Here is a 25,779-nt window from a genome sequence, read left to right on the forward strand (position 1 = left end):
GCTATGTTGAATCGAGAGCTCGAAGTCACCCTCAATCTGGCTTTCAAGGAGGCCCGTGCCAAGCGTCATGAGTTCATGACGGTCGAGCATCTGCTGCTCGCCTTGCTGGACAACGAGGCAGCCGCCAGTGTGTTGCGGGCCTGTGGGGCCAACCTCGACAAGCTACGCCACGATTTGCAGGAGTTCATTGACTCCACTACGCCATTGATTCCTCAGCACGATGAAGACCGCGAAACCCAGCCAACCCTGGGTTTCCAGCGTGTTCTGCAGCGCGCGGTCTTCCACGTGCAGAGTTCCGGCAAGCGTGAAGTGACCGGCGCCAACGTGCTGGTCGCGATCTTCAGCGAGCAGGAAAGCCAGGCCGTGTTCCTGCTCAAGCAGCAGAGTGTGGCCCGCATCGATGTGGTCAACTACATCGCCCATGGCATCTCCAAGGTGCCGGGGCACGGCGACCACCACGAGAACGATCAGGAGATGCAGGATGAGGAGGGCGGCGAGTCCTCTACCTCCAGCAATCCACTGGATGCCTACGCCAGCAATCTCAATGAGCTGGCCCGCCAGGGGCGTATCGACCCGTTGGTGGGGCGTGAGCATGAAGTCGAGCGCGTTGCGCAGATCCTTGCGCGTCGGCGCAAGAACAACCCGCTGCTGGTAGGTGAGGCCGGTGTCGGCAAGACCGCCATCGCCGAAGGTCTGGCCAAGCGTATCGTCGACGAGCAGGTACCTGATCTGCTGGCCGACAGCGTGGTGTATTCGCTGGATCTCGGTGCGCTGCTGGCCGGCACCAAGTATCGCGGCGACTTCGAGAAGCGCTTCAAGGCGCTACTCAATGAGCTGCGCAAGCGTCCACATGCCATCCTTTTCATCGACGAGATCCACACCATCATCGGTGCGGGCGCGGCGTCGGGTGGGGTCATGGATGCGTCCAACCTGCTCAAACCAGTGCTGTCGTCGGGTGAGATTCGCTGCATCGGCTCCACCACCTTCCAGGAATTTCGCGGCATCTTCGAGAAGGACCGCGCGCTGGCGCGACGCTTCCAGAAGGTCGACGTAGTCGAGCCTTCGGTAGAGGATACCGTCGGCATTCTCAAGGGGCTCAAGGCGCGCTTCGAGCAGCATCACCACATCGAGTACAGCGACGAGGCCCTGCGTGCAGCGGCTGAGCTGGCCGCGCGCTACATCAATGACCGGCACATGCCGGACAAGGCCATCGACGTGATCGACGAGGCGGGTGCCTACCAGCGTCTGCAGCCGGAAGACAAGCGGGTGTCGCGCATCGAAGTCGCCCAGGTCGAAGACATCGTCGCCAAGATCGCGCGGATTCCGCCAAAACACGTATCGAGCTCCGACAAGGAGCTGCTGCGTAATCTGGAGCGCGATCTGAAGCTGACCGTTTTCGGTCAGGACGCCGCCATCGATTCGCTCTCGACCGCCATCAAGCTGTCGCGTGCCGGCCTCAAGGCGCCGGACAAGCCGGTCGGCTCCTTCCTGTTCGCCGGCCCCACCGGCGTGGGCAAGACCGAAGCAGCACGGCAGCTGGCTAAGGCCATGGGCATCGAGCTGGTGCGTTTCGACATGTCCGAGTACATGGAGCGCCATACCGTGTCGCGTTTGATCGGTGCGCCGCCCGGTTATGTCGGTTTCGACCAGGGTGGCCTGCTGACCGAGGCGATCACCAAGCAGCCGCACTGCGTGCTGTTGCTCGATGAGATCGAGAAGGCGCATCCGGAAGTCTTCAACCTGCTGCTGCAGGTGATGGACCACGGCACGCTGACCGACAACAACGGGCGCAAGGCGGATTTCCGCAACGTGATCCTGATCATGACCACCAACGCCGGTGCGGAAACCGCCTCGCGTGCCTCGATCGGTTTCACCCAGCAGGATCATTCCACCGATGCCATGGAAGTCATCAAGAAGAGCTTCACGCCGGAGTTCCGCAACCGCCTGGATACCATCATCCAGTTCGGTCGCCTGAGCCACGAGACCATCAAGAGCATCGTCGACAAGTTCCTCACCGAACTGCAGGCGCAGCTGGAAGACAAGCGTGTCACGCTGGAAGTCAGCGATGCGGCGCGCAGCTGGCTGGCCGAGCGCGGTTACGATGTGATGATGGGCGCGCGGCCGATGGCGCGTTTGATCCAGGACAAGATCAAGCGTCCGCTGGCAGAGGAAATCCTCTTCGGCGAGCTGGCCGAGCATGGCGGCGTGGTACACGTCGACATCAAGGATGGCGAGCCCAGCTTCGAGTTCGAGACGGCGGCGGAGGTCGCCTGATCGAATGGCCTCACGCTCAGCGAAAGCCCTGGCGGCTTTTGCTGAGCCAACGAAAACGCCCGGCATAAGCCGGGCGTTTTCGTTTGGTGCTTGGCTTAACGGGCGCGGTAGGTGATGCGGCCTTTGCTCAAGTCATAAGGTGTCAGCTCAACACGCACCTTGTCACCAGTGAGAATGCGGATGTAGTTCTTGCGCATCTTGCCGGAGATGTGCGCGGTAACGACGTGCCCGTTTTCCAACTCCACGCGGAACATGGTGTTGGGCAGGGTGTCGACGACAGTGCCTTCCATTTCGAAGCTGTCTTCTTTCGACATGCAGTAAAGCCCTCGGTATCCAGGAAATGGCCCGGTGCAACTGGCGCCAGGCAAAAGCGGCGTGCATTGTGCCCGAAAACAGGGGGCTGCGCCAAGTGGCTTGGATTGTCGAGCGTCTGGGTGGCTGGTAGAGCGGCTAGGTAAGCAGCGTCCAGCGCTGATTGACGAAAAGTTCGATGGGGCGGTACTGGGTCTTGTAGTTCATCTTGCGGCAGTTCTTGATCCAGTAGCCGAGATAGACGGCCTCCAGCCCCAAGCGCGAGGTTTCGCCGATTTGCCAGAGGATGGCGAATCGGCCAAGGCTGCGGCGCTCTTCAGCCGGATCGTAGAAGGTGTAGACGGCCGACAGGCCATTCGGCAGAACGTCGGTGACAGCGATGGCGACCAGCTTGTCTTGCAGGCGGAACTCATAGAAGCGTGAAAATGGCAGATCGCGAATCAGAAAGGTCGAGAATTGCTCTCGGCTCGGGGGATACATATCACCGTCGGCGTGGCGCTGCTCGATGTAGCGTACATAGAGCGCGTAATACTCTTCGGTGAATACCGGGTGCACGCAGCGAACGGCGATGTCCTGGTTGCGCTTGATGATGCGCCGCTGCTGGCGATTTGCCGTAAAGCGCGCGGCCGGGATGCGTGCCGGGATGCAGGCTGTGCACTGCTGGCAGTGGGGCCGATAGAGGTGGTCACCGCTGCGACGAAAACCCAGTTCCGACAGCTCGGCATAGACCTGCACGTCCATGGGCTGGCTGGGGTCGAGAAACAGGGTGGTGGCCTGTTCTTCCGGCAGATAGCTGCATGGATGAGGTTGAGTGGCATAGAACTTCAGGCGGGCCAGCTCGGTCATGGCGTCGTCTCGCAAAAGCCTGATTAAGAGTGTATGCCAGGCTTGGCCGCTCGACTAGGCGAGCCAGTCCGCTGTGGTTGGCTGATCGAGGTGGTGCTGCAAGTGCTCGGCGAATGTCGCGCGAGGTATGGCTCTTGCGCCGAAGCTGTGCAGGTGCTGCGTGGGCATCTGGCAATCGATGAGCACGAAGCCCCATGCACGCAGCTTGCCGACGAGGGTGGCGAATCCGACCTTGGAGGCGTTGTCGGCACGGCTGAACATGGATTCGCCGAAGAACAGTTGGCCCATGGCCAGGCCGTAGAGCCCGCCGACCAGCTCGCCCTCGTTCCAGACTTCCACGGAATGGGCGATGCCGCGCTGGTGCAGTTGCAGGTAGGCGTCCTGCATGCCGCGAGTGATCCAGGTGCCATCGGCGTAGGCGCGTGGCTCGGCGCAAGCTTTTATCACGGCCGCAAAATCCCGGTCGAAGGTGACGCTGTAGCGATTTTGTCTCAGTAGCTTGGCCAGGCTGCGAGAAACGTGCAGCTCTTCGGGGAACAGTACCGTGCGTGGATCGGGTGACCACCAGAGGATCGGCTGGCCATCATCGAACCAGGGGAAGCAGCCGTGGCGGTAGGCGCTGATCAGTCGGTCGGCACTCAGGTCGCCGCCAGCGGCGAGCAGGCCATTGGGTTCGCGCATGGCTTTTGCCAATGGCGGGAACTGCAGTGAGTCACGTTGCAGCCAGGTCAGCATGTGCGCTTGTCCAGCGGAGGAGGGGAGGGCGAGCGATGGTGCTCGCCCTTGTGCCATCAGTTGCCGTCGAGGAATTTCTCGACATCCAGTGCTGCCATGCAGCCTGCGCCGGCCGAGGTGATGGCCTGGCGGTAGACGTGATCGGCCACGTCGCCAGCGGCGAATACACCCTCGATGCTGGTGGCGGTGGCATTGCCTTCGCTGCCGCCTTTGATCTTCAGGTAGCCGTCATGCATGTCCAGCTGGCCGACAAACAGCTCGGTATTGGGCTTGTGGCCGATGGCGATGAACACGCCGGCCAGTGCCAGCTCTTTGCTGCTGCCATCGGCGGTGCTTTTCAGGCGTACGCCGGTCACGCCGGTCTGGTCGCCCAGTACTTCGTCCAGGGTGTGGTTCCAGTGCAGGCGCATATTGCCGTTCTCGACCTTGTCGAACAGCTTGTCCTGCAGGATCTTCTCCGAGCGCAGTTTGTCGCGGCGGTGCACCAGGTGCACTTCCTTGGCGATGTTGGACAGGTACAGCGCTTCTTCCACGGCGGTGTTGCCGCCGCCGATCACAGCGACCACCTGATTGCGGTAGAAGAAACCGTCGCAGGTGGCGCAGGCAGAAACGCCCTTGCCGGCGAACGCTTCTTCGGATGGCAGGCCAAGGTACTGGGCGCTGGCGCCGGTGGCGATGATCAGGGCATCGCAGCTATAGGTGCCGCTGTCACCCTTGAGGACGAAGGGGCGGCTCTGCAACTCGGCTGTGTGGATGTGGTCGTAAACGATCTCGGTGTCGAAGCGCTCGGCGTGCTTTTGCATGCGTTCCATCAGTGCCGGGCCGGTGAGGCCTTCGACGTCACCCGGCCAGTTGTCCACTTCGGTGGTGGTGGTGAGCTGACCGCCAGGCTGGATGCCGGTGATGACCACGGGCTTGAGGTTGGCGCGCGCGGCATAAACGGCGGCGCTGTAACCGGCAGGGCCGGAACCCAGGATGATCAGGCGGGAATGCTTGACTTCGCTCATAAAAAAACCCCATAAGCCTTTGTCACAAAAGAGAATGCGTGCTCCAATTGAGCCGCATGGAAGCTGCTGGCGGCTATGCTACACCGAAGCGGGGTGGGTGCGGGAGCTTGGCAATTGGCCTCGGCGTCAGGCTGGCCCTACAATAGGCCGCTTCTGCGGTTAACCATCAGATGGACGCGCCAAGGGCGCAGGAAATGGCTGTTTTGAAGAATTCCACCACCCAGATTATCGACTGGCGTCAGAAGCTTCAGTATCGACTGAAGGAAGGCGCATTGATCGCCCTGGGCGCAATGTGCCTGTACCTACTGATGGCACTGTTGACCTATAACGCCGCCGATCCGGCGTGGGACAACAGTGTGCAGGTCGAGCGCGTCATCAACGCCGGCGGCAGCATTGGCGCCTGGCTCTCCAGTGCACTGTTCGGCGCACTGGGCTACTTTGCCTATATCTTCCCACTCCTGCTGGCAGCCAAGACCTGGCAGGTGTTCCGCACGCGTAATCAGCCCTGGCACTGGAACGGCTGGCTGTTTTCCTGGCACAGCATCGGTCTGGTCTTCCTGATTCTTTCCGGCGCTGCGCTGGGCGATATTCATTTCGCAGCGGCCGCAGGCATGCAGGGCTCCGGTGGCGGCATGCTCGGTGCCAGCCTGGGTGATCTGGCCGTGCATGCGCTGAACGTGCAGGGCAGCACGTTGATATTCCTGGCGTTGTTCCTGTTCGGTTTGACCGTTTTCACCGATCTGTCCTGGTTCCGCGTAATGGACCTGACCGGCAAGATCACCCTCGACCTGATTGAGCTGATTCACGGCGCGATCACCGGCTGGTGGAACGCCCGTAGCGAGCGCAAGCAGATGAAGATTCAACTGCGTGAGCTGGACGAGCGGGTCACCGAGGTGGCAGCGCCGGTGGTGTCGGACCGTCGTGAGCAAGCCAAGGTCAAGGAGCGCCTGCTCGAGCGCGAGGAGTCGCTGAGCAAGCACATGAGCGAGCGCGAGAAGCGCCCCGCGCCGGTGATCGCGCCGCCACCCGTGGCTAAGGCGCCAGAGCCGAGCAAGCGTGTGCAGAAGGAAAAGCAGGCTCCGCTGTTCGTCGACAGCGCGGTGGAAGGCACCTTGCCGCCGATTTCCCTACTCGATCCGGCGGAAGCCAAGAAGGTCGAGTACTCGCCGGAATCGCTCAAGGGCGTCGGCCATCTGCTGGAAATCAAGCTCAAGGAGTTCGGTGTCGAGGTCGCGGTGGATTCGATCCATCCAGGCCCGGTGATCACCCGCTACGAAATCCAGCCGGCTGCCGGGGTCAAGGTAAGTCGCATCGCCAACCTGGCCAAGGACCTGGCGCGTTCGCTGGCCGTGACCAGCGTGCGGGTGGTGGAAGTCATTCCTGGCAAGACCACCGTTGGTATCGAAATCCCCAACGAGAATCGTCAGATCGTGCGGTTCTCCGAAGTACTGTCGACGCCCGAATACGATGATGCCAAGTCGCCGGTCACTCTGGCGCTGGGGCATGACATCGGTGGCAAGCCGGTGATCACTGATCTGGCCAAGATGCCGCACCTGCTGGTGGCGGGTACCACCGGCTCCGGTAAGTCGGTGGGCGTGAACGCGATGATCCTGTCGATTCTGTTCAAGTCGAGCCCGGAAGACGCCAAGCTGATCATGATCGACCCGAAAATGCTCGAGTTGTCGATCTACGAGGGTATTCCGCACCTGCTTTGCCCGGTGGTTACCGACATGAAGGAGGCGGCCAACGCCCTGCGTTGGAGCGTGGCCGAGATGGAACGCCGCTATAAGCTGATGTCGAAGATGGGCGTGCGCAACCTGGCGGGCTTCAACCGCAAGGTCAAGGATGCCATCGAGGCGGGCGAACCATTGGCTGACCCGCTATTCCGTCGCGAAAGCATGGACGACGAGGCACCGCTGCTCAAACCCCTGCCGACCATCGTGGTGGTGGTCGACGAATTCGCCGACATGATGATGATCGTCGGCAAGAAGGTCGAAGAGCTTATCGCGCGTATCGCGCAGAAGGCACGTGCGGCCGGTATTCACCTGATTCTCGCCACCCAGCGCCCCTCGGTGGACGTGATCACCGGCTTGATCAAAGCCAACATCCCGACCCGTATGGCGTTCCAGGTCTCCAGCAAGATCGATTCGCGCACCATCATCGACCAGGGTGGCGCCGAGCAGCTGTTGGGTCACGGTGACATGCTCTACATGCCACCTGGCACCAGCTTGCCCATTCGTGTTCACGGTGCCTTCGTCTCCGACGATGAAGTGCATCGCGTGGTCGAGGCCTGGAAGCTGCGTGGAGCGCCGGATTACAACGAAGACATCCTCGCCGGCGCCGAAGAAGGTGGCAGCGGCTTCGAGGGCAGCAGCGGCGGTGAAGGTGGCGAAGGCAGCGAGGAAGATCCGCTGTACGACGAAGCCGTCAACTTCGTTCTGGAAAGCCGCCGCGCGTCGATTTCCGCGGTGCAGCGCAAGCTGAAGATCGGCTACAACCGCGCCGCGCGAATGATCGAGGCGATGGAAATGGCCGGCGTGGTCAGCTCGATGAATACCAACGGATCACGCGAGGTGCTCGCGCCCGGTTCATCTCGTGACTGAGTGTTGCGTCTCGCGGACAAACCACTGAATTAGCGGTCTACAAGACTTCACGGTAGCCAAGCGCTGCCGAGCAATGCGAGGCGCGGAGTCGCCTCGCCATTCTCATACGGACTCAAGGGGTTTATATGCGTGTTATTCGCCTGCTGATGCTGGCTGCTCTGAGCTTTACCCTGCTGACTGCCCAGGCTGATGAAGAAGCGGCCACCAAGCGCCTGAGCGACCTGCTCAGCCAGGCGCAGACCATCAGTGCACGCTTTTCTCAGCTGACCCTCGACGCCAGCGGCACCCAGTTGCAGGAAACCGCCGGGGAAATGCTGCTCAAACGTCCGGGTATGTTCCGCTGGCACACCGACCAGCCGATGGAGCAACTGCTGGTGTCCAACGGTGAAAAAGTCTGGCTGTATGATCCGGATCTGGAACAGGTCACCATTCAGACCCTCGATCAGCGCCTGACTCACACCCCGGCATTGCTGCTGTCCGGCGATGTGTCGCAGATTCGCGAGAACTTCGAGATCGACTACAAGGAAGGCGGTAGCGTGGTCGACTTCATTCTCAAACCCAAGGCCAAAGACAGCCTGTTCGACAGCCTGCGCCTGTCGTTCCGCAATCGTGTGCTCAACGACATGCAGTTGATCGACAGCATCGGCCAGCGCACCAACATCCTGTTCCTCAATGTGAAGATGAACGAGCCGGTCGATAACGCCCAGTTCACCTTCGACATTCCGCAAGGCGTGGACGTCATCCAGGAGTAAGGCGTGGATCTGTTCGGCCGCCAACCCGTCGCGCAGCCCTTGGCTGCGCGTTTGCGTGCAACCAGCCTAGACGAATACGTCGGGCAGGAACATGTGCTGGCGCCGGGCAGGCCGCTGCGTGAGGCGCTGGAGCAGGGCGCTTTGCACTCGATGATCTTCTGGGGGCCGCCAGGGGTGGGCAAAACCACCCTGGCGCGACTGCTGGCCAAGGTCACCGACGCCCATTTCGAGACCATCTCCGCGGTGCTGTCCGGGGTCAAGGAGATCCGCCAGGCCGTCGAGGTGGCTCAACAGCACGCTGCGCAATACGGTCGCCGCACCATCCTCTTCGTCGATGAAGTGCACCGCTTCAACAAGAGTCAGCAGGATGCGTTCCTGCCCTATGTGGAAGATGGCACGCTGATCTTCATCGGTGCCACCACCGAGAACCCCTCGTTCGAGCTGAACAATGCGCTGCTGTCGCGTGCACGCGTCTATGTGCTCAAGAGCCTCGACGAGGCGGCGATGCGCAAGCTGGTCAATCGTGCGCTGAGCGACCCCAAAGGCTTGGGTGATCGCCATCTCAGCCTGCCGGACGAGGCCTTTCAGATTCTTCTGGCCGCTGCCGATGGCGATGGCCGCCGCCTGCTCAACTTTCTCGAGAATGCTGCCGATCTGGCGGAAGACGACGGCGAAATAGGCGTCGAACTGCTGCAGAACCTGCTGGGCGATAGTCGACGCCGCTTCGACAAAGGCGGCGAGGCCTTCTACGACCAGATTTCAGCGCTGCACAAGTCGGTACGTGGCTCCAGCCCGGACGGTGCGCTGTACTGGTACGCGCGTATGCTCGACGGCGGCTGCGACCCGCTGTACATCGCCCGTCGCGTGGTGCGCATGGCCAGTGAGGATATCGGCAACGCCGACCCGCGCGCGCTGACCCTGTGCCTCAATGCCTGGGATGTGCAGGAGCGCCTGGGCAGCCCGGAAGGCGAGCTGGCCGTGGCCCAGGCCATCGTCTATCTGGCCTGTGCGCCGAAAAGCAATGCGGTCTATACGGCCTTCAAGACAGCCATGCGCGACGCTGCCGAGCAGGGCTCGCAGGAGGTGCCGCTGCACCTGCGCAATGCGCCCACCAAGCTGATGAAGCAACTCGGTTACGGCGATGAGTACCGCTATGCCCATGAAGAGCCCGATGCCTATGCGGCGGGCGAGGATTACTTCCCTGAAAATCTGCAGCCACGCCAGTATTACGATCCGGTGCCACGCGGCCTGGAGTTGAAGATTCGCGACAAGCTGCAACATCTGCGCAGTCAGGACGCCAATAGTCCGAGGCAGAGGAGAAAATGATGATTCGTGTAGCACTTGCCGTCGCTGTAGGGGGCGCGGCTGGTTCGGTCATGCGCTTTCTGGTTGCCAGTTGGGTAGCGGGCAACTGGCCCCGGCATTTCTACCTGGGCACCTTTGCGGTAAACGTCGTCGGCTGTCTGCTGATTGGTCTGCTTTCAGGCTTGTTCCTGACCCGTACCGATCTGCCGCTGGAGCTGCGTACCGGACTGATTACTGGCGTTCTGGGTGGCTTCACCACTTTTTCGTCATTCAGCCTGGAAATCATGAAACTGATGGAGGGCGGTCGCGCGCCCGAGGCCTTCGGTTACCTGGCATTCAGTATCATTGGTGGTCTGCTGGCCGCCTGGGCCGGTCTGAGCCTGGCTCGATTGGCATCCTGACCCGCTAAAGCTTTACACTCGGCAACCCGCGTCACGCTGGTGGCCGCAACCTTTTTTCGTCGATGTATTGAGACCTAAACATGCTCGATTCCAAACTTGTCCGCACGCAACTCACCGAAATCGCCGAGCGCCTCGCCACTCGTGGCTTCGCCCTCGACGTCGCCCGTTTCGAGGCCCTGGAGAGTCAGCGCAAGTCGGTGCAGGTGCGCACCGAGCAACTGCAGGCCGAACGCAACAGCCGTTCCAAGTCCATCGGCCAGGCCAAGGCCCGCGGCGAAGATATCGCGCCGTTGCTGGCGGAAGTCGATCAGATGGGCAACGACCTGGAAGCCGGCAAGCGTGAGCTGGACGCTATCCAGAACGAGCTGGACAACCTGCTGCTGAACATCCCCAACCTGCCGCACGAGTCCGTGCCGGTGGGCGCCGATGAAGACGGCAACGTCGAGGTGGCACGCTGGGGTACGCCGCGTAGCTTCGATTTCGAGATCAAGGATCACGTCGCCCTCGGCGAGCAGCACGGCTGGCTGGACTTCGAGACCGCTGCCAAGCTCTCCGGCGCGCGTTTCGCCTTGCTGCGCGGTCCCATCGCGCGCCTGCATCGCGCCCTGGCGCAGTTCATGATCAACCTGCACACCGGCGAGCACGGTTACGAAGAGGCCTACACCCCGTACCTGGTGCAAGCCCCGGCGCTGCAGGGCACTGGTCAGCTGCCGAAGTTCGAGGAAGACCTGTTCAAGATCGCCCGTGTAGACCAGGCCGACCTGTACCTGATCCCGACTGCCGAAGTGTCGCTGACCAATATCGTCGCGGGCGAAATTCTCGATGCCAAACAGCTGCCGCTGAAGTTCGTCGCCCACACGCCGTGCTTCCGCAGCGAAGCGGGCGCCTCGGGCCGCGATACGCGTGGGATGATCCGCCAGCACCAGTTCGACAAGGTCGAGATGGTACAGATCGTCGAACCGTCGAAATCCTTCGAGGCCCTGGAGGGCATGACCGCCAATGCCGAGCGCGTGCTGCAGCTGCTGGAACTGCCGTATCGCAAGCTGGCCCTGTGCACGGGGGACATGGGCTTCTCCGCGGTGAAAACCTACGACCTGGAAGTCTGGGTGCCGAGCCAGGACAAGTACCGCGAGATTTCTTCCTGCTCCAACTGCGGCGACTTCCAGGCGCGCCGCATGCAGGCGCGCTACCGCAACCCGGAAACCAATAAGCCGGAGCTGCTACACACGCTCAATGGCTCTGGCCTGGCGGTCGGTCGCACCTTGGTGGCAGTGCTGGAGAATTATCAGCAGGCCGATGGCAGTATTCGTGTTCCCGAGGTGCTGAAACCCTATATGGGCGGCATCGAAGTGATCGGCTGATAGGCCATCACGACGCAAAAAACGGGGCGTTAGCAGCTGCCCCGTTTCAACGGAGGTAGGGTGCGCCATGCGCACCAGGGCCTTACACCGTAGATTGGTGCGCGCAGCGCACCCTACGACCGACCTCTGATGAGGCTGATCTGATGCAATTCCTTCCGCTGTTCCACAAGCTGCAGGATCGCCCCGTACTGGTGATCGGCGGTGGTGAGGTTGCGCTGCGCAAGGCGCGCCTGTTGAGCGACGCCGGTGCTCGGCTGCGCGTGGTCGCCCCGGAGATCCGCAGTGAGTTGCAGGCGCTCGCCGGCGCTGACGGTATCTTCCTGCGCGGCTATGCGAGCAGTGATCTGCAGGGCGTTGCCCTGGTCATCGCCGCCACCGATGACGTGCCGCTCAATGCGCAGATTTCAGCCGACGCCCAGGCGTTGGGTATTCCCGTCAACGTGGTGGATGCGCCGGCGCTGTGCAGCGTGATCTTTCCCGCCATCGTCGATCGCTCGCCGCTGATCGTCGCGGTCAGCAGTGGCGGCGATGCGCCGGTGCTGGCGCGGCTGATCCGCGCCAAGATCGAGACCTGGATTCCGGCCACCTACGGCCAGTTGGCCAACCTGGGCAAGCGTTTCCGTGAGCGGGTCAAGCAGCTGTTCCCCGACGTGCAGCAGCGCCGCGTGTTCTGGGAGGACGTGTTTCAAGGGCAGATCGCCGAGAGCGTGTTTGCCGGCAAGCCGGAGGAGGCCGAGCGTCTGCTCGAGGCACGCGTGGCCGGTGCTGCGCCGCGCGCCCTGGGCGAGGTGTATCTGGTCGGCGCCGGGCCGGGCGATCCCGATCTCCTGACCTTCCGCGCCCTGCGCCTGATGCAGCAAGCCGACGTCGTGCTGTACGACCGCCTGGTGGCGCCCGCCATCATCGAGCTGTGCCGGCGTGATGCCGAGCGCATCTATGTCGGCAAGCGTCGCGCCGATCACGCGGTGCCGCAGGAGCAGATCAACCAGTTGCTGATCGACCTGGCTCGTCAGGGTAAGCGCGTGCTGCGCCTGAAAGGCGGCGATCCGTTCATCTTCGGTCGTGGTGGTGAGGAGATCGAGCAACTGGCTGCCGAGGACATTCCCTTCCAGGTCGTCCCGGGCATCACCGCGGCTTCGGGCTGCGCGGCCTATGCCGGCATCCCGCTGACCCATCGCGACCATGCGCAGTCGGTGCGTTTCGTCACCGGGCATCTCAAGGATGGCAGCAGCAATTTGCCGTGGCAGGACCTGGTCGCGCCGGGGCAAACCCTGGTGTTCTACATGGGCTTGGTCGGCCTGCCGGGTATCTGCGAGCAACTGATCGCACACGGTCGTTCAGGCGCCACGCCTGCGGCATTGGTGCAGCAGGGCACCACGCAGAATCAGCGAGTCTTCACTGGAACATTGGAAACCCTGCCGGAGCTTGTCGCCGAACACGAAGTGCACGCCCCCACGCTGGTGATCGTCGGGGAAGTGGTCACCCTGCGTGACAAGCTGGCCTGGTTCGAAGGCGCTCAGAACAGCATCTGACGCCCAGCGACTGAAGCCTCGTTGTCGAGGCTTCAGTCAGCAGCCATCGCGTTTCTAGCGCTGGAACACACCTTTGCCCGGCAGGCGCTGGCGATCATGTGTGCGAGTGAAATCTTGCTGCGGCCCTTTGGGTATCACTCCGGTCGGATTGATGGTGGCGTGGCTGGCGTAGTAGTGCGACTTGATGTGGGTGAAGTCCACCGTCTCGGCGATGCCTGGCCATTGGTACAGCTCGCGTAGCCAGTTGGACAGGTTCGGGTAGTCCTCGATGCGTCGCAGGTTGCACTTGAAATGCCCGTGATAGACAGCATCGAAGCGAATCAGCGTGGTGAACAGACGAATGTCCGCCTCGGTCAGGTATTCGCCGGCCAGGTAGCGGTTTTCGCCCAGCAGTGCTTCCAGCTCGTCGAGCATGGCGAACAGTTCGTCGAAGGCCTCTTCGTAGGCTTCCTGCGTGGTGGCGAAGCCTGCCCGGTAAACGCCGTTGTTCACGGCCGGGTAGATGCGCTCGTTGAGCTGGTCGATGCGCTCACGTAGCGGTTCGGGGTAGAAGTCCAGGCTGTTGCCGGTCAGGCCGTCGAACGCGCTGTTGAACATGCGGATGATTTCAGCCGACTCGTTACTGACGATGCCGCCGGTCTGCTTGTCCCACAGCACGGGTACGGTAACGCGGCCGGTGTAATGACTGTCGTCGGCGGTGTAGCGCTGATGCATGTAGTCTAGGTTGTCGAGGTGGTCGCCGCTGGAGCCGAACTCGCGGTCGAAGGTCCAGCCCTGTTCGCGCATCAGCCAGCTCACCACGGAGACATCGATCAGCGATTCGAGGTCTTTGAGTTTGCGCAGGATCAGGGTGCGATGAGCCCAGGGGCAGGCCAGCGATACATAGAGGTGATAACGCCCGGCCTCGGCCTTGAAACCGTCGCTGCCGCTCGGCCCTGCGCTACCGTCGGCGGTTACCCAGTTACGGCGTTGTGCACTTTCGCGCTGGAAGCGGCCACTGTCGCCGGTGTCGTACCATTGGTCATGCCAGCGGCCGTCAATCAACAAGCCCATAACGTGTGCCTCCGTTTTGAATGAATCTGGAGTCTAACGTGATGAACTCGATTGAAAGGTGGAAAAAGCTGGCTTAAGCAATCGACTGATTAGATTGAAACCGTGCGTCCCAGCGCTGCTGGGCCTGCAGGAATGCCGCTTCACGATCCAGGCCCAACCCGCGCAGTGCGACGGCCATGGTGGCGATGACCGCCAGGCGACCGTAAGCGTCATCGTGCTCGCCGCGCCAGAAGGCGCCCAGCACGGCCGGGTCCAGTCGCTCGGGTTTGACATGGCGCTGCGCTGACAGCGCCGGCCATTCTTCGTCCCAGTCTTCACCATCGAGGGTGCCATGCAGGTGGCAGGCACCGTCTGGATTGACCTCGATCTCGCCGCCTTCGCCCTTGATCACGATGGCGTGATCACCCAGCAGTCGACTGGCCTCGCGATGCACGGCCTGGTAACCGGGATGGAAGATGCTTTGCAGTCCACAGCGGGCACCGAGCGGGTTGATCACTCGCGCCAGGGAATGGATAGGCGAGCGCAGGCCCAGGGTGTTGCGCAGATCGATCATGCGCTGGAGCGCCGGCATCCAGTCGCCCAGGTAGCTGTAGGCCAGGTTGTGTTGGTCGAACGCCGCCTCCACTGCTTGCCAGTCCTGGCAGCAGGGGATGTCCAGTTGTTCCAGCAGTTGTTCGGTATACATTCGCCCTGCGGTATGCGCACCACCGCCATGCATGAAGATGCGTACGCCACTGGCAGCGAGGGCCTTGGCCGCCAGCAGGTACCACGGCAGGTGACGTTTCTTGCCGGCATAGCTGGGCCAGTCCAGGTCGACCTGAATGTTCGGGGCGGCGAGCCGTGGACGGATGGCTTCGGTGAAACCGGCGAGCTCTTCGGCGCTTTCTTCCTTGTGCCGCAGCAGCATCAGGAAGGCGCCGAGCTGGGTGTCCTCGACCTTGCCATCGAGCAGCAGGCCCATGGCTTCGCGGGCCTCCTCGCGCGTCAGGCCGCGGGCGCCGCGTTTGCCCTTGCCGAGAATACGCACGAACTGGGCGAAGGGATGTTCGGCGGGGGTGATCAGGTTCATAGGCAATTGGTCGGTTTCGGTAGGCCAGCGAGCTTGGCGGCGAGTTTGGCGGGGGTGCCCTTGAATAGGCGATTGAGGTGCAGGCTGTTGCCTTTGTCCGTACCAAGCTTCATGGCGGCGTACTTGATCAGCGGACGGTTGGCCGGCGACAGCTGAAATTCGGCGTAGAAGGCGCGCAGCAGGTCGAGAATTTCCCAGTGATCGTCACTCAGTTGCAACTCTTCCGCTGCGGCTAGCGCCTCGGCTACGGGGCGTGACCAATCCTGCAGGTCGATCAGGTAGCCGTCCTTGTCCAGGGCGATGTCGCGTCCGCCGACGTTGAGCGTACTCATAACCAGCTGTTGACCTTGGCGTAGCGGGTGCACAGCTCGACGAATTCTGGGTAGTCGACGGCCTGAGCGCGTTCGGGCGCCTGTAGCGCACGGGCGGAGAGGTCTTCGTCCAGGGCATAAAGTGCGACACTGGCAGGCATCAGCTGGAGCGCTTGCAGATTGGTCGTGCCGGGCTGCAGTGCATAGACCGCATCGCCAGTGAGCAGCAGGGCGTCGCCTGCGCCCAGCAAGCGCAGGCAACTGGCCAGGCGGCTATCGGTGAACGGCGAATGGGAGAGAATGTGCAGGGTGGCCATCAGAGGGTGATCACCTGATCGTAGCGGTCGAGAAGGGCGGTCAGCGCGCTGTCGTCGAGTCGCTGTACTGCCAGATTCAGTTCGCGGTCGCCAAGGCCGCGCTCGCTCAGGCTGCGCTGGCTGGCGTACAGCGCCTCGACACCGAACATCGGCAGCGCCTGCAGGTTGGCGCCGAGGTCTTTCTGTTGCAGCTGGCCGGGTTGCTGTCCAGCGCTGAGCTGAAAAACGCCGTCATCGAGAAACAGCATGCCGATGGGCAGATCGAAGGCGCCGCCGGCCAGGGCGATATCCAGTGCCTCACGCGCACCAGGGCCGCTCCAGGGGGCCTGGCGGCTGATGATCAACAGTGACTTGCTCATTCACTGACCTCCGAAGCAGACCAGGCGGTCGGCCTGTTGCGCGGCCTCATGCAGCTGGCCCAGGCCGGACAGCTCCCAGGGGGCCTCCAGGTTGGCAGCCGACCTGGCGTAGCGCTGCGCTTCTTCGGCATTGAGTACACCACGGCGCAGGGCAGCGGCGATGCAGACCACCGCGTCGAGCCCGTTGGCGGTAACGAATTCGCGCCATTCCCTGGGCAGATCCAGCTCGTCCTGTGGGCTGACCACATTGCTGGCGGCACTGTGCACGCCGTCCTGATAGAAGAACAGGCGAACGATTTCGTGGCCGCCGGCCAATGTCGCCTGGGCGAAGCGCAATGCGCGACGCGACGCGGGCTGGTGGGGGGCGGCGAACAGGGCGATGGCAAACTTCATGGGGCGTCCGACGAGGCAAAACTGGGCCAATGATAAGGCCAGGGTGCCTGGCAAACAAAGAATCACGAAACAGACGCGCAAGAAAAAGCCCGCCGAAGCGGGCTTCCGGGGGGAGACGCAACACTATCAGTCGTCGCCGCCCATGATGCCGAAGATCTGCAGCAAGCTGATGAACAGGTTGTAGATCGAGACGTACAGGCTGATGGTGGCCATGATGTAGTTACGCTCACCGCCATGGATGATGGCGCTGGTCTGGAACAGGATGCACACCGAGGAGAACAGCACGAAGCCAGCGCTGATCGCCAGTTGCAGGCCGCTGATCTGGAAGAAGAAGCTGGCAACAATGGCACCCAGCAGAACGAAGAAGCCGGCGGTGATGAAGCCGCTGAGGAAGCTCATGTCCTTGCGAGTGGTCAGCACGTAGGCAGACAGACCGAAGAACACCAACGCAGTCATGGTAAAGGCAGAGCTGATGATCTCAGCGCCGTTCGCCGTACCGAGGTAGCGGTTCAGGATAGGGCCCAGGGTGTAACCCATGAAGCCGGTCAGCGCGAGGGTGGAAAGCAGGCCCCACGAAGAGTTGCGCAGTTTAGCGGTGAGGAAGAACAGGCCGTAGAAGCCAATCAGCACGACGAAAATGTTCGGATAAGGAACGTTGGCGCGCTGCGAGATGAAGGCAACCAGACCGCTGAAGGCCAGGGTGATAGCCAACAGACCATAGGTGTTGCGCAGAACGCTGCTGACTTCCTGTTGCTCAACCTGAGAATGGTTGAGTGCATAATCTCGCTCTTGCATGGCGACGCTCCTGTTGTACGAGGCTTTCAAATACGAATGCTCTGGATCATAACAGAGCAGGGTTGCCTGCCAAGACTTAGAGTTTGACAGTGTGTTGCGTTCCGGTAAGATTGCCGCCCGCACTACTGCGGAGGTGAAAGTCTTGGCCTCTGCACTCAGTATCCGGAAGCGTGGCCGAGCGGTTTAAGGCAACGGTCTTGAAAACCGTCGATGGGCAACTATCCGTGAGTTCGAATCTCACCGCTTCCGCCAAATCTCCAGATTGCTACGACGCGATTGCTGATCCTAATTTGGCGCTTGCTTTTTGACTCCCGTGCGCCAAGCTAGGTCAGGCCCTGGCTTTTTGTTAAGGTGACCTGCAAGTTCAATCTCACCGTCGTTGCACGGTGGCTGACAAGGTGCAACGAGGTGGCGATTGATTAGGGTCCTGGTTGTCGATGATCACGATCTGGTTCGCACGGGCATCACCCGCATGCTGGCCGATATCGACGGTCTGCAAGTGGTTGGGCAAGCCTGCACTGGCGAAGAAGCCCTGCTCAAGGTTCGCGAACTCAAGCCAGATGTTGTCCTGATGGATGTCAAGATGCCTGGCATCGGCGGCCTGGAAGCCACTCGCAAGCTGATGCGCAGCCATCCTGATATCAAGGTGGTCGCCGTTACCGTGTGCGAGGAAGATCCGTTCCCGACGCGTTTGCTGCAGGCCGGCGCTGCCGGATACCTGACCAAGGGTGCCGCGCTGGATGAGATGGTGCAGGCCATTCGCCTGGTATTCGCCGGCCAGCGCTATATCGATCCGCAAATCGCTCAGCAACTGGCGCTGAAGTCCTTCCAGCCGCAAAACAGTGGCTCGCCATTCGATCTGCTGTCCGAGCGCGAGATCCAGATCGCCCTGATGATCGCCAACTGCCACAAGGTGCAGAACATCTCGGACAAGCTGTGCCTGTCGCCGAAGACGGTCAACACCTACCGTTACCGCATCTTCGAAAAGCTCTCCATCACCAGCGATGTCGAGCTGGCTCTGCTCGCGGTTCGCCACGGCATGGTCGACGCCGTCAGCTGATAATGTCCGTTCCGTTCGATTCGAGTGCCTTCCTGGCGACCTGCAGTGGGCGCCCCGGCGTCTATCGCATGTTCGATAGCGAGGCCCGCCTGCTTTATGTCGGCAAGGCGAAGAACCTCAAGAAGCGTCTCTCCAGTTATTTCCGCAAGACTGGCCAGGCGCCCAAGACCGCTGCCCTGGTGGCGCGTATCGCGCAGATCGAAACCACCATCACCGCCAACGAGACCGAGGCGCTGCTGCTGGAGCAGACCCTGATCAAGGAATGGCGGCCGCCGTACAACATTCTGCTGCGCGACGATAAATCCTATCCCTACGTATTTCTCTCCGACGGCGACTTTCCGCGCCTTGGCATCCACCGCGGGGCGAAGAAGGCCAAGGGGCGCTATTTCGGCCCTTATCCCAGTGCATTGGCCATTCGCGAAAGCCTGAGCCTGCTGCAGAAGACCTTCCTGGTTCGCCAGTGCGAGGACAGTTACTACAGAAACCGCACGCGCCCCTGTCTGCAGTACCAGATCAAGCGTTGCAAAGGCCCCTGTGTCGGCTTGGTCAGCCCGGAGGAGTACGCCGAGGATGTGCGCCACTCGGTGATGTTTCTCGATGGCCGTAGCAATGCGCTGAGCGAAGAACTCTCTGCCAGCATGGAAAAGGCTTCGATGGCCCTGGAGTTCGAGCGCGCCGCCGAGCTGCGTGACCAGATTTCCATGCTGCGCCGCGTGCAGGACCAGCAAAGCATGGAAGGCGGTACTGGCGACGTCGACGTGGTCGCAGTGATGCTCACTCCCGGTGGCGCCTGCGTGCACCTGATCAGCGTGCGTGGCGGTCGCGTTCTGGGCAGCAAGAATTTCTTCCCGCAGGTGGCGATCGAAGAGGAGGGCGGCGACGTGCTGATGGCCTTCCTCGCCCAGTACTACCTGGGCAATGCCGAGCGCGACCTGCCCAGCGAGCTGATCGTCAACGTGCAGCACGAGGATTTCGCCACACTGATCGAAGCCATCGAGTCTCTGCGCGGTCGCAGTCTCAGCATCAGTTTGCGCGTGCGCGGCACGCGAGCCCGCTGGCAGCAACTGGCTGTGACCAATGCCGAGCAGGCGCTGGCCGCCCGCCTGGCCAACCGGCAGCATTTGGCCGAGCGTTTCGAGGCGCTGGCTACCGTGCTGGAAATGGACGAACCGCCGCAGCGCATGGAATGCTTCGATATCAGCCATTCCAGTGGTGAGGCGACGGTCGCCTCCTGCGTGGTATTCGGCCCTGAAGGCCCGCTGAAATCTGACTATCGCCGTTTCAATATCGAGGGCGTCACTGCAGGCGACGACTACGCCGCGATGCACCAGGCGCTGACTCGGCGCTTCAGCAAGATCAAGGATGGCGAAGGCAAGTTGCCCGATGTGCTGTTGGTGGACGGTGGCAAGGGGCAGTTGGCCATGGCGCGCGAGGTGCTACAGGAACTGGCCGTACCGGATCTGATCCTGCTTGGCGTGGCCAAGGGCACGACGCGCAAACCTGGCTTGGAAGTGCTCTACCTGAACGACTCCGAGCATGAGTTCACCTTGCCTGGCAATTCGCCGGCGCTGCACCTGATCCAGCAGATCCGTGACGAGTCGCACCGCTTCGCAATTACCGGACACCGTGCGCGCCGCGGCAAAACACGACGCACCTCGACGCTGGAAGAAGTGGCAGGGATCGGGCCCAAGCGGCGGCGCGAGCTGCTCAATCACTTTGGCGGGCTGCAGGAATTGTCACGTGCCAGCGCCGAAGAAATCGCCAAAGCGCCAGGAATCAGTAAAAAGCTCGCCGAGTTGATTTATGACACTCTGCACAGCGAGTAGAATGCCCGCTCACCTCGCAGCCTAGTTGTGCCGATGAACATCCCCAACTTGCTTACCGTGCTCCGGGTCGCGCTGATCCCGGTCTTCATCCTGTTGTTCTATCTACCGTTCTCCTGGAGCTATTGGGCTGCCAGCGGCGTCTTTGCGATTGCTGCCGTGACCGACTGGCTCGATGGTTATCTGGCCCGTCGTTGGGAGCAGGGCACGCCCTTCGGTGCTTTCCTCGATCCGGTAGCGGACAAATTGATGGTGGCGGTGGCACTGGTGCTGCTGGTTGCCGAGCACGCCAATCTCTGGCTGACACTGGCCGCGGCAACCATCATCGGCCGCGAGATCGTCGTGTCTGCACTGCGTGAGTGGATGGCCGAACTCGGTGCGCGTGCACACGTTGCGGTATCCAATCTCGCTAAATGGAAAACCGCAGCGCAGATGCTGGCGTTGGTCATTCTGCTGGGCAATCCGCCGGTCTTCACCTTCTGGGTTGTGCTCGGATACATCCTTCTGGTGGTCGCAGCCGTGCTGACATTGTGGTCGATGCTGCAGTACCTGTTGGCCGCCTGGCCGCACCTCAGCACCACCTCGGATAAGAAATAAGTATTTTTGAATCAAAGGGTTGACGGCGCGATTCGATTCTATAGAATGGCGCCCGTCGACAAGACAAGCGGGAATAGCTCAGTTGGTAGAGCACGACCTTGCCAAGGTCGGGGTCGCGAGTTCGAGTCTCGTTTCCCGCTCCAGTTTTACACGAGTCGCCAAGGCGGCTCGTTTGCTTCATGGCTGAGTTGCAGAGTGGTTATGCACCGGATTGCAAATCCGTGAACGCCGGTTCGATTCCGACCTCAGCCTCCAATTTAAAAAGCCTCGTAGATCCATGATTTACGAGGCCTTTTTCATTATCCCTGATGTGCTTTGGCATACCTTGCGAGGACAGGGAGGGCTGTATATAGTCCGGTCCTTCGCACAGCGCTACCGCCCGAATGGCGAAATCGGTAGACGCAGGAGACTTAAAATCTCTCGCCAGTAATGGCGTGCCGGTTCGAGTCCGGCTTCGGGCACCATGATTCACGCGGGTTTCAGGATTGGGATTGGGTGCAATGCTTTTCCGCAATCCTGAAGCTTTTCCGCAATTCATCTGGTCAGCGTAATTTTCTTACCCCTTCGCTTTCTGATGTACTGCTCGAGCAGGTCGGTGCCTGCTTTGGCCCCGTAGATCGCCTGGTTGAAGCCCCGCGTCTACAGCCTTTCTGGCCTGTCTTTCGAGTCTGACCCTGCCCTGTGGCGGCCCGAGTTCGTCCATGCGCAAGCTCTCTCTTGGTCGTTTTCGTATGAGAGGGCCTGGTCCAGGCCATTCCACACGCCCGGGCAATGCCGTCGCAATCGCACCTGGTGCATTAGCGGGCGGCGTGAGCGTCCATGCTTCGAATTTCCCCGCTGGTTCGGTATACGTTACATCCAATGTAAATTGTTGCGTATACAGAACATGGACTATTCCCTCATCACGGTGCGACTTGGCGAGCAACTTCGGCAGCGCCGCTTGAATCGTGGGTTGACTCAGGCGGCGCTCGCTTCCCTGGCCAGGCTCACCCGGCAAAAGATCATTGCCATCAAGAAGGGTGATCTCTCGGTGGGAATGGTTGCCTACGCGCGGGTGTTGGCAGCCCTCGACTGTGGGCTGAGCGTGGTGCCGGCAGCCATGCCCACATTGGACGAAATCCATGGAGTGTTCGACTGATGACGGCCGTGCTGCAGGTTGCAATGTCAGAAGGCGACAGTGGGTGGATTCTTACTGGCGGCTGAGACTATCTCTTTCGCTATCATGAGGATGCCGAGGCGAAGGCCGCGCTTAGTCAGAAGAAATAATCCGCAGGCAGTTGAGTGCGCTGGAGCGGGTGCTGACACGCTCAGATGAACTGGCCGAGCAAGCGCCGCATGTAGTCGCGGCAATCAGGCGTTGTGCCGAGCCTCTCATGCAGACCTTTGGCTAGCATGCTGACAATTCGGTTGCAGTGAATCGGAGGCGATACCCGAGTTGTTCTGAGAGCGGTAATGGTGACGTGTTCGACACGCGCTGTTTTCTGGACTCCCACCTTCGCAGGAATGACGAGTATCTGGACGCGCATCTGAGCCCTCAAGGTTTCGGCCTTGAGGGCTTCTTTCTTTGCGTCTTTGCGTAGCTACTCTTGCCTGTCAGGTGCATGGCGCAGCTTGTGTCGGCGCCTGTGCTGCTGCCATTGGCAATATCCATGGTCACTATCGAGAGCACTGATTTCTGTCTAGCGCGGCATCGGCCTAATGTTGAGCCCAACAGAGCTTGAGTTGGATTGGAGGTCATGATGTCCCGTATCGATGTGGTTTCCCTGGTTGGTAGTGCGGTGCCGGCTGAGCTCCGCTCCGACGGTCATATGGCGTGCTGGCTGGTGATGGTGGACGGTCAACCGAAAGCTGGCCCCTTCGCTTCCCGCGAGGCTGCGCTGGCTTGCCAGGCGGTCTGGATGCTCAGCAGCGCTATTCGTCGTGACGGCGATTCGATGCTGGCCTGATTCACTGTTTCACCCCGCGCTCGCTCCAGCGCTCCCCTTGGCCCGCCTCTGGCGGGCTTTTTCTTGCTCGCCGGTTAGAATTGCGATCATTTTCCGAAGGGGCGCAGTGTGGCCAGGTGGGACATCTTCTGCAGCGTGGTGGACAACTACGGTGATATCGGCGTGACCTGGCGGCTGGCTCGGCAACTGGCGGCCAAGCAGGGGCATGCGGTGCGTCTGTGGGTCGACGAGCTGGGGGCGTTCGTACGCTTGTGCCCCGAGGCCAGCCTTGATGCTCAATGCCAGCATTGGAGTGGTGTCGAGGTGCGCCAGTGGGCGGAGCCGTTCCCTGCGGTTGAGCCCGCGCAAGTGGTGATCGAGGCCTTCGCCTGTCAGTTGCCTGCGTCTTATATCGAGGCGATGTCTGTCAGCGGTACGCGCCGTTTGTGGCTGAACCTTGAGTATCTCAGTGCCGAGGACTGGGTCGCAGGCTGTCATGGCCTGCCATCGCCGCAGCCTGGAGGCTTGCAGAAGTTCTTTTTCTTCCCTGGATTCGTGGAGGGCACGGGCGGTTTGCTGCGCGAAGCCGATTTGCTGACGCGGCGGCGTGCCTTTCAGGCTGACGCACAGGCGCAGCAGGCGTTCCTGCAGTCACTCGGGGTGGTGCGTAAGCCCGGGGCGCGGCTGATTTCTCTATTCGCCTATGAGAACGCAGGCCTGGCAGGATGGCTGGATGCACTGGCAGCCGATCCGCAGCCGACGCAGTTGCTGGTGCCGCAGGGCAAGATTCTTGCCGATTTGCAGACCTGGCTGGGTGAGGGGGCGTTGGCTCCGGGTGATCACAGCAGGCGCGGTAATCTGCTGATCCATGTGCTGCCTTTCGTGGCCCAGGGCGACTACGACCGCCTGTTGTGGTGCTGCGATTTGAATGCGGTGCGCGGTGAGGACTCCTTCATCCGCGCGCAATGGGCCGGTCGACCGTTGCTCTGGCACATTTACCCGCAAGAGGAGGGGGCGCACTGGGACAAACTTGAGGCGTTTCTGGCGATCTACAGCGCCGATCTGATGCCGGAAGCTGCCGCCGCTCAGGCTGAGTTCTGGCGTGCGTGGAACACCGGCGAGAGGATGGAAGCGGCCTGGCCAGCGCTTCTCGCGGCATGGCCGGCACTGCAGCGACGCGCCGAGCAGTGGTGCGATCAGCAGGCCGCTCGGTCGGATCTTGCCACGGCGCTGGAACAGTTTTACTTAAATTGGCTATCATACGCGGCCTAGATTTCTGTACCTCCCGCATATTTCGGATATCCGCATGAAAACTGCACAAGAAATGAGAGTCAACAGCGTGGCCCTGATCGATGGCCAGCCGTGGCTGATCCAGAAGGCCGAGTTCACCAAGTCCGGTCGTAACAGCGCCATCGTCAAGATGAAGCTGAAGAACCTGCTCAACGGTTCCAAGACCGAGACCGTCTACAAAGCCGACGACAAGATGGAGCCGGTGATTCTCGAGCGCAAGGAAGTGAACCTGTCCTACATCAGCGGTGAGGACTACGTGTTCATGGACCCGGAATACAACTCTTACGAGCTGCGCTCCGAAGATCTGGAAAGCGTTCTGCCGTTCATCGAAGAAGGCATGAGCGACGTCTGCGAAGCCGTGTTCTTCGAAGGCAAAGTGATCTCCGTTGACCTGCCGACCACCATCGTGCGTCAGGTTGTCTACACCGAGAACGCTGCTCGTGGCGACACCTCCGGTAAGGTGATGAAGCCTGCCAAGCTGCGCAACGGTACCGAGATCAAGGTTGCCGAGTTCGTCGACATCGACGACTGGATCGAGATCGATACCCGTGACGGCTCCTACAAGGGCCGCACCCAGGCTCCGGCCTGAGCGTAAGCTGCACGAGAAACCCGGCCTAGGTGCCGGGTTTTTTGTGCCCGATTTTCAGGGCGCTATCGCGGCTGAAGCCGCTCCCACACAAGCCTTACTGCTGCGGCATGGCCAGGCTGGCCTGTAGCGCCTGGTCCCAGGGTGGCGGAAAGCCGAAGCGCTGCTTCAGGAAACTCAGCAGCAGCCGTGTCCGTGGGCTGGCTTCGCGCTCCAGGCGCAGGGCGTAGATGCTCACCGGCTCGACGGGCGGCAAACCTTGTTCGCAGAACAGCGGGATCAGCTCGCCGCGCTGCAGGTGATCGCTGCTCATCCAGGTGGGCAGGTGTGCCACGCCAAGGCCAGCGAGGGCGCTGAACAGCAAGGTCTCGGCATTGTTGCTGGTCTGACGCAAACGCTTGGGTTTGCACAGCTGCAATTTGCCGTCGACTTCGAAGCGCCACGCATAGGGTGGGGCGAGGCTGTCCCAGTCGAGGCCGTCGTGTTGCTCCAGCTCCAGCGGGCTGCGTGGGATGCCGCGTCGACGCAGGTAGTCCGGGCTGGCGCAGACGATGCGGGTCATCGATGCCAGGGGCGTGGCGACCAGTCGGCTGTCCGGTAGCGGGCCGATGCGCACGACGATATCCACCTCGCCAAGGTGTTCGCCCTGCAGGTCGATGAAGCTGTCTATCAGCCGCAGCTGTACGTCCAGGCCAGGGTTGGCGCGCAGAAACTCGGCAATCGCCGGGGCCAGGTGACGCCTGCCGAAAGGCGAAGGGGCATCGATACGGATCATGCCTTCGGGTGCGCTGCTCAAGGAGACTGCTTCGGCGCGCGCCAGGTGCAACTCGGCGAGGATGCGCCTAGCGCGCTCAGCGAACGCCAGACCCGCCGGGGTGACGCGCACTGCATGGGTCGTGCGACTGAACAGACTGCTACCCATGGCGCGCTCCAGGGCGTCGATGCGCCGTGCCACCGCCGAGGGTGTGAGCGGGTGACGTCTGGCGGCTGCGGAGAAGCTACCGGTCTCCAGCACGTCGAGAAAGAGTTCCAGTTGGTCGGTCAGGGTATCGGGGTTCATGGCAGTCTGCTTG

General features: G+C 61.5%; 26 protein-coding genes, 4 tRNA genes and 1 pseudogene. 19 read left to right on the forward strand and 12 right to left on the reverse strand.

The genetic code is table 11. The features are described 5' to 3' along the window. The first annotated feature begins 3 nt into the window (after positions 1-3). On the forward strand, positions 4-2,274 hold the full coding sequence (gene clpA / locus CXP40_RS00835) for an ATP-dependent Clp protease ATP-binding subunit ClpA (RefSeq protein ID WP_099523948.1): 2,271 nt from the start codon (positions 4-6) through the stop codon (positions 2,272-2,274). Positions 2,275-2,369: 95 nt separating this feature from the next. Here the strand turns inward: clpA and infA are convergent, their stop codons facing one another. The 4 genes from infA to trxB all read right to left on the reverse strand — a co-directional run bounded on the left by infA (position 2,370) and on the right by trxB (position 5,174). Continuing rightward, a complete protein-coding gene (gene infA / locus CXP40_RS00840) occupies positions 2,370-2,588 on the reverse strand; it encodes a translation initiation factor IF-1 (RefSeq protein WP_002553999.1) in 219 nt (72 codons plus the stop codon). A 136-nt stretch (positions 2,589-2,724) separates the two neighbouring features. Further along, complete coding sequence (locus CXP40_RS00845; protein WP_106732215.1) at positions 2,725-3,432, reverse strand: arginyltransferase; 708 nt, start codon at positions 3,430-3,432, stop codon at positions 2,725-2,727. Between the two features lie 54 nt (positions 3,433-3,486). Continuing rightward, positions 3,487-4,167: a leucyl/phenylalanyl-tRNA--protein transferase gene (gene aat, locus CXP40_RS00850; protein ID WP_106732216.1), complete on the reverse strand. Its 681-nt coding sequence runs from the start codon at positions 4,165-4,167 to the stop codon at positions 3,487-3,489. A 56-nt stretch (positions 4,168-4,223) separates the two neighbouring features. Further along, positions 4,224-5,174 (reverse strand): thioredoxin-disulfide reductase, encoded by a 951-nt coding sequence (gene trxB, locus CXP40_RS00855; protein WP_106732217.1) that lies wholly within the window; start codon positions 5,172-5,174, stop codon positions 4,224-4,226. A 194-nt stretch (positions 5,175-5,368) separates the two neighbouring features. Here trxB and ftsK point away from each other — a divergent pair, with 194 nt between their 5' ends. From ftsK to cysG, 6 genes are all read left to right on the forward strand, one after another. Beyond that, positions 5,369-7,777 (forward strand): DNA translocase FtsK, encoded by a 2,409-nt coding sequence (gene ftsK / locus CXP40_RS00860; RefSeq protein WP_371916912.1) that lies wholly within the window; start codon positions 5,369-5,371, stop codon positions 7,775-7,777. A gap of 125 nt (positions 7,778-7,902) precedes the next feature. Continuing rightward, positions 7,903-8,529 (forward strand): outer membrane lipoprotein chaperone LolA, encoded by a 627-nt coding sequence (lolA, locus tag CXP40_RS00865; protein WP_106732219.1) that lies wholly within the window; start codon positions 7,903-7,905, stop codon positions 8,527-8,529. A 3-nt stretch (positions 8,530-8,532) separates the two neighbouring features. Then, entirely contained in the window at positions 8,533-9,855 is a 1,323-nt protein-coding gene (locus tag CXP40_RS00870; protein ID WP_106732220.1) for a replication-associated recombination protein A, read from the forward strand. Further along, a complete protein-coding gene (gene crcB / locus CXP40_RS00875) occupies positions 9,855-10,235 on the forward strand; it encodes a fluoride efflux transporter CrcB (protein ID WP_099523962.1) in 381 nt (126 codons plus the stop codon). Before CXP40_RS00870 ends, crcB begins: the two co-directional genes overlap by 1 nt. Before the next feature lie 80 nt (positions 10,236-10,315). Further along, positions 10,316-11,596, forward strand: coding sequence for a serine--tRNA ligase (serS, locus tag CXP40_RS00880; RefSeq protein WP_106732221.1), 1,281 nt, complete (start codon positions 10,316-10,318; stop codon positions 11,594-11,596). Between the two features lie 143 nt (positions 11,597-11,739). Continuing rightward, positions 11,740-13,128, forward strand: a complete 1,389-nt coding sequence (cysG, locus tag CXP40_RS00885; RefSeq protein WP_106732222.1) for a siroheme synthase CysG — start codon at positions 11,740-11,742, stop codon at positions 13,126-13,128. Positions 13,129-13,182: 54 nt separating this feature from the next. On the opposite strand, the gene CXP40_RS00890 is transcribed toward cysG, so the two are convergent. The 7 genes from CXP40_RS00890 to CXP40_RS00920 form a co-directional block, all read right to left on the reverse strand. Further along, positions 13,183-14,181 carry a glutathione S-transferase family protein gene (locus CXP40_RS00890; protein WP_106732223.1) on the reverse strand — a complete coding sequence of 333 codons (999 nt, stop codon included), beginning with the start codon at positions 14,179-14,181 and terminating at the stop codon, positions 13,183-13,185. A gap of 73 nt (positions 14,182-14,254) precedes the next feature. Continuing rightward, entirely contained in the window at positions 14,255-15,250 is a 996-nt protein-coding gene (locus tag CXP40_RS00895; protein WP_106732224.1) for a glycosyl transferase family protein, read from the reverse strand. Further along, a complete protein-coding gene (locus tag CXP40_RS00900; protein ID WP_106732225.1) occupies positions 15,247-15,582 on the reverse strand; it encodes a TusE/DsrC/DsvC family sulfur relay protein in 336 nt (111 codons plus the stop codon). Before CXP40_RS00900 ends, CXP40_RS00895 begins: the two co-directional genes overlap by 4 nt. Continuing rightward, complete coding sequence (gene tusB, locus CXP40_RS00905; protein WP_106732226.1) at positions 15,579-15,878, reverse strand: sulfurtransferase complex subunit TusB; 300 nt, start codon at positions 15,876-15,878, stop codon at positions 15,579-15,581. The genes CXP40_RS00900 and tusB overlap by 4 nt, the downstream gene beginning before the upstream one ends. After that, positions 15,878-16,237 carry a sulfurtransferase complex subunit TusC gene (gene tusC / locus CXP40_RS00910; protein ID WP_106732227.1) on the reverse strand — a complete coding sequence of 120 codons (360 nt, stop codon included), beginning with the start codon at positions 16,235-16,237 and terminating at the stop codon, positions 15,878-15,880. The genes tusB and tusC overlap by 1 nt, the downstream gene beginning before the upstream one ends. After that, positions 16,238-16,630, reverse strand: a complete 393-nt coding sequence (gene tusD, locus CXP40_RS00915; protein ID WP_106732228.1) for a sulfurtransferase complex subunit TusD — start codon at positions 16,628-16,630, stop codon at positions 16,238-16,240. A 126-nt stretch (positions 16,631-16,756) separates the two neighbouring features. Then, entirely contained in the window at positions 16,757-17,425 is a 669-nt protein-coding gene (locus CXP40_RS00920) for a Bax inhibitor-1/YccA family protein (RefSeq protein ID WP_106732229.1), read from the reverse strand. 164 nt (positions 17,426-17,589) lie between these two features. On the opposite strand from CXP40_RS00920, the gene CXP40_RS00925 reads away from it, so the two are divergent. The 12 genes and pseudogenes from CXP40_RS00925 (at position 17,590) to efp (ending at position 24,709) form a co-directional block, all read left to right on the forward strand. Further along, positions 17,590-17,677 (forward strand) — tRNA-Ser (locus CXP40_RS00925). Between the two features lie 163 nt (positions 17,678-17,840). Continuing rightward, entirely contained in the window at positions 17,841-18,485 is a 645-nt protein-coding gene (gene uvrY / locus CXP40_RS00930; RefSeq protein WP_099523985.1) for a UvrY/SirA/GacA family response regulator transcription factor, read from the forward strand. A gap of 2 nt (positions 18,486-18,487) precedes the next feature. Beyond that, complete coding sequence (uvrC, locus tag CXP40_RS00935) at positions 18,488-20,311, forward strand: excinuclease ABC subunit UvrC (RefSeq protein WP_106732230.1); 1,824 nt, start codon at positions 18,488-18,490, stop codon at positions 20,309-20,311. A gap of 33 nt (positions 20,312-20,344) precedes the next feature. After that, entirely contained in the window at positions 20,345-20,905 is a 561-nt protein-coding gene (gene pgsA / locus CXP40_RS00940; RefSeq protein ID WP_177429606.1) for a CDP-diacylglycerol--glycerol-3-phosphate 3-phosphatidyltransferase, read from the forward strand. A gap of 67 nt (positions 20,906-20,972) precedes the next feature. Then, positions 20,973-21,048 (forward strand) — tRNA-Gly (locus CXP40_RS00945). Positions 21,049-21,086: 38 nt separating this feature from the next. Continuing rightward, a tRNA-Cys gene (locus CXP40_RS00950) sits at positions 21,087-21,160 on the forward strand. A 122-nt stretch (positions 21,161-21,282) separates the two neighbouring features. Further along, positions 21,283-21,369: transfer RNA gene (locus CXP40_RS00955), tRNA-Leu, on the forward strand. A 422-nt stretch (positions 21,370-21,791) separates the two neighbouring features. Then, on the forward strand, positions 21,792-22,043 hold the full coding sequence (locus tag CXP40_RS00960; protein WP_106732232.1) for a helix-turn-helix transcriptional regulator: 252 nt from the start codon (positions 21,792-21,794) through the stop codon (positions 22,041-22,043). 118 nt (positions 22,044-22,161) lie between these two features. After that, positions 22,162-22,296: pseudogene (locus CXP40_RS24160) on the forward strand (type II toxin-antitoxin system HipA family toxin); the annotation flags it as partial. Positions 22,297-22,644: 348 nt separating this feature from the next. Beyond that, positions 22,645-22,851, forward strand: coding sequence for a hypothetical protein (locus CXP40_RS00970; protein ID WP_106732233.1), 207 nt, complete (start codon positions 22,645-22,647; stop codon positions 22,849-22,851). Positions 22,852-22,959: 108 nt separating this feature from the next. Then, a complete protein-coding gene (earP, locus tag CXP40_RS00975) occupies positions 22,960-24,102 on the forward strand; it encodes an elongation factor P maturation arginine rhamnosyltransferase EarP (protein ID WP_106732234.1) in 1,143 nt (380 codons plus the stop codon). Between the two features lie 34 nt (positions 24,103-24,136). Further along, on the forward strand, positions 24,137-24,709 hold the full coding sequence (efp, locus tag CXP40_RS00980) for an elongation factor P (RefSeq protein ID WP_003460252.1): 573 nt from the start codon (positions 24,137-24,139) through the stop codon (positions 24,707-24,709). A gap of 94 nt (positions 24,710-24,803) precedes the next feature. Here efp and CXP40_RS00985 read toward each other — a convergent pair whose 3' ends face one another. Further along, positions 24,804-25,766, reverse strand: coding sequence for a LysR family transcriptional regulator (locus CXP40_RS00985; protein WP_106732235.1), 963 nt, complete (start codon positions 25,764-25,766; stop codon positions 24,804-24,806). Between the last annotated feature and the right edge of the window lie 13 nt (positions 25,767-25,779).

This window comes from Pseudomonas sp. YY-1, from assembly GCF_002843095.1.
Taxonomy (GTDB): Bacteria; Pseudomonadota; Gammaproteobacteria; order Pseudomonadales; family Pseudomonadaceae; genus Aquipseudomonas; species Aquipseudomonas sediminis_A.

Coding starts and splice junctions, on each gene's coding strand:
- clpA (WP_099523948.1), top strand. CDS start 4: ATGTTGAATCGAGAGCTCGAAGTCACCCTCAATCTGGCTTTCAAGGAG.
- infA (WP_002553999.1), bottom strand. CDS start 2,588: ATGTCGAAAGAAGACAGCTTCGAAATGGAAGGCACTGTCGTCGACACC.
- CXP40_RS00845 (WP_106732215.1), bottom strand. CDS start 3,432: ATGACCGAGCTGGCCCGCCTGAAGTTCTATGCCACTCAACCTCATCCA.
- aat (WP_106732216.1), bottom strand. CDS start 4,167: ATGCTGACCTGGCTGCAACGTGACTCACTGCAGTTCCCGCCATTGGCA.
- trxB (WP_106732217.1), bottom strand. CDS start 5,174: ATGAGCGAAGTCAAGCATTCCCGCCTGATCATCCTGGGTTCCGGCCCT.
- ftsK (WP_371916912.1), top strand. CDS start 5,369: ATGGCTGTTTTGAAGAATTCCACCACCCAGATTATCGACTGGCGTCAG.
- lolA (WP_106732219.1), top strand. CDS start 7,903: ATGCGTGTTATTCGCCTGCTGATGCTGGCTGCTCTGAGCTTTACCCTG.
- crcB (WP_099523962.1), top strand. CDS start 9,855: ATGATTCGTGTAGCACTTGCCGTCGCTGTAGGGGGCGCGGCTGGTTCG.
- serS (WP_106732221.1), top strand. CDS start 10,316: ATGCTCGATTCCAAACTTGTCCGCACGCAACTCACCGAAATCGCCGAG.
- cysG (WP_106732222.1), top strand. CDS start 11,740: ATGCAATTCCTTCCGCTGTTCCACAAGCTGCAGGATCGCCCCGTACTG.
- CXP40_RS00890 (WP_106732223.1), bottom strand. CDS start 14,181: ATGGGCTTGTTGATTGACGGCCGCTGGCATGACCAATGGTACGACACC.
- CXP40_RS00895 (WP_106732224.1), bottom strand. CDS start 15,250: ATGAACCTGATCACCCCCGCCGAACATCCCTTCGCCCAGTTCGTGCGT.
- CXP40_RS00900 (WP_106732225.1), bottom strand. CDS start 15,582: ATGAGTACGCTCAACGTCGGCGGACGCGACATCGCCCTGGACAAGGAC.
- tusB (WP_106732226.1), bottom strand. CDS start 15,878: ATGGCCACCCTGCACATTCTCTCCCATTCGCCGTTCACCGATAGCCGC.
- tusC (WP_106732227.1), bottom strand. CDS start 16,237: ATGAGCAAGTCACTGTTGATCATCAGCCGCCAGGCCCCCTGGAGCGGC.
- tusD (WP_106732228.1), bottom strand. CDS start 16,630: ATGAAGTTTGCCATCGCCCTGTTCGCCGCCCCCCACCAGCCCGCGTCG.
- CXP40_RS00920 (WP_106732229.1), bottom strand. CDS start 17,425: ATGCAAGAGCGAGATTATGCACTCAACCATTCTCAGGTTGAGCAACAG.
- uvrC (WP_106732230.1), top strand. CDS start 18,488: ATGTCCGTTCCGTTCGATTCGAGTGCCTTCCTGGCGACCTGCAGTGGG.
- pgsA (WP_177429606.1), top strand. CDS start 20,345: ATGAACATCCCCAACTTGCTTACCGTGCTCCGGGTCGCGCTGATCCCG.
- CXP40_RS00960 (WP_106732232.1), top strand. CDS start 21,792: ATGGACTATTCCCTCATCACGGTGCGACTTGGCGAGCAACTTCGGCAG.
- CXP40_RS00970 (WP_106732233.1), top strand. CDS start 22,645: ATGTCCCGTATCGATGTGGTTTCCCTGGTTGGTAGTGCGGTGCCGGCT.
- efp (WP_003460252.1), top strand. CDS start 24,137: ATGAAAACTGCACAAGAAATGAGAGTCAACAGCGTGGCCCTGATCGAT.
- CXP40_RS00985 (WP_106732235.1), bottom strand. CDS start 25,766: ATGAACCCCGATACCCTGACCGACCAACTGGAACTCTTTCTCGACGTG.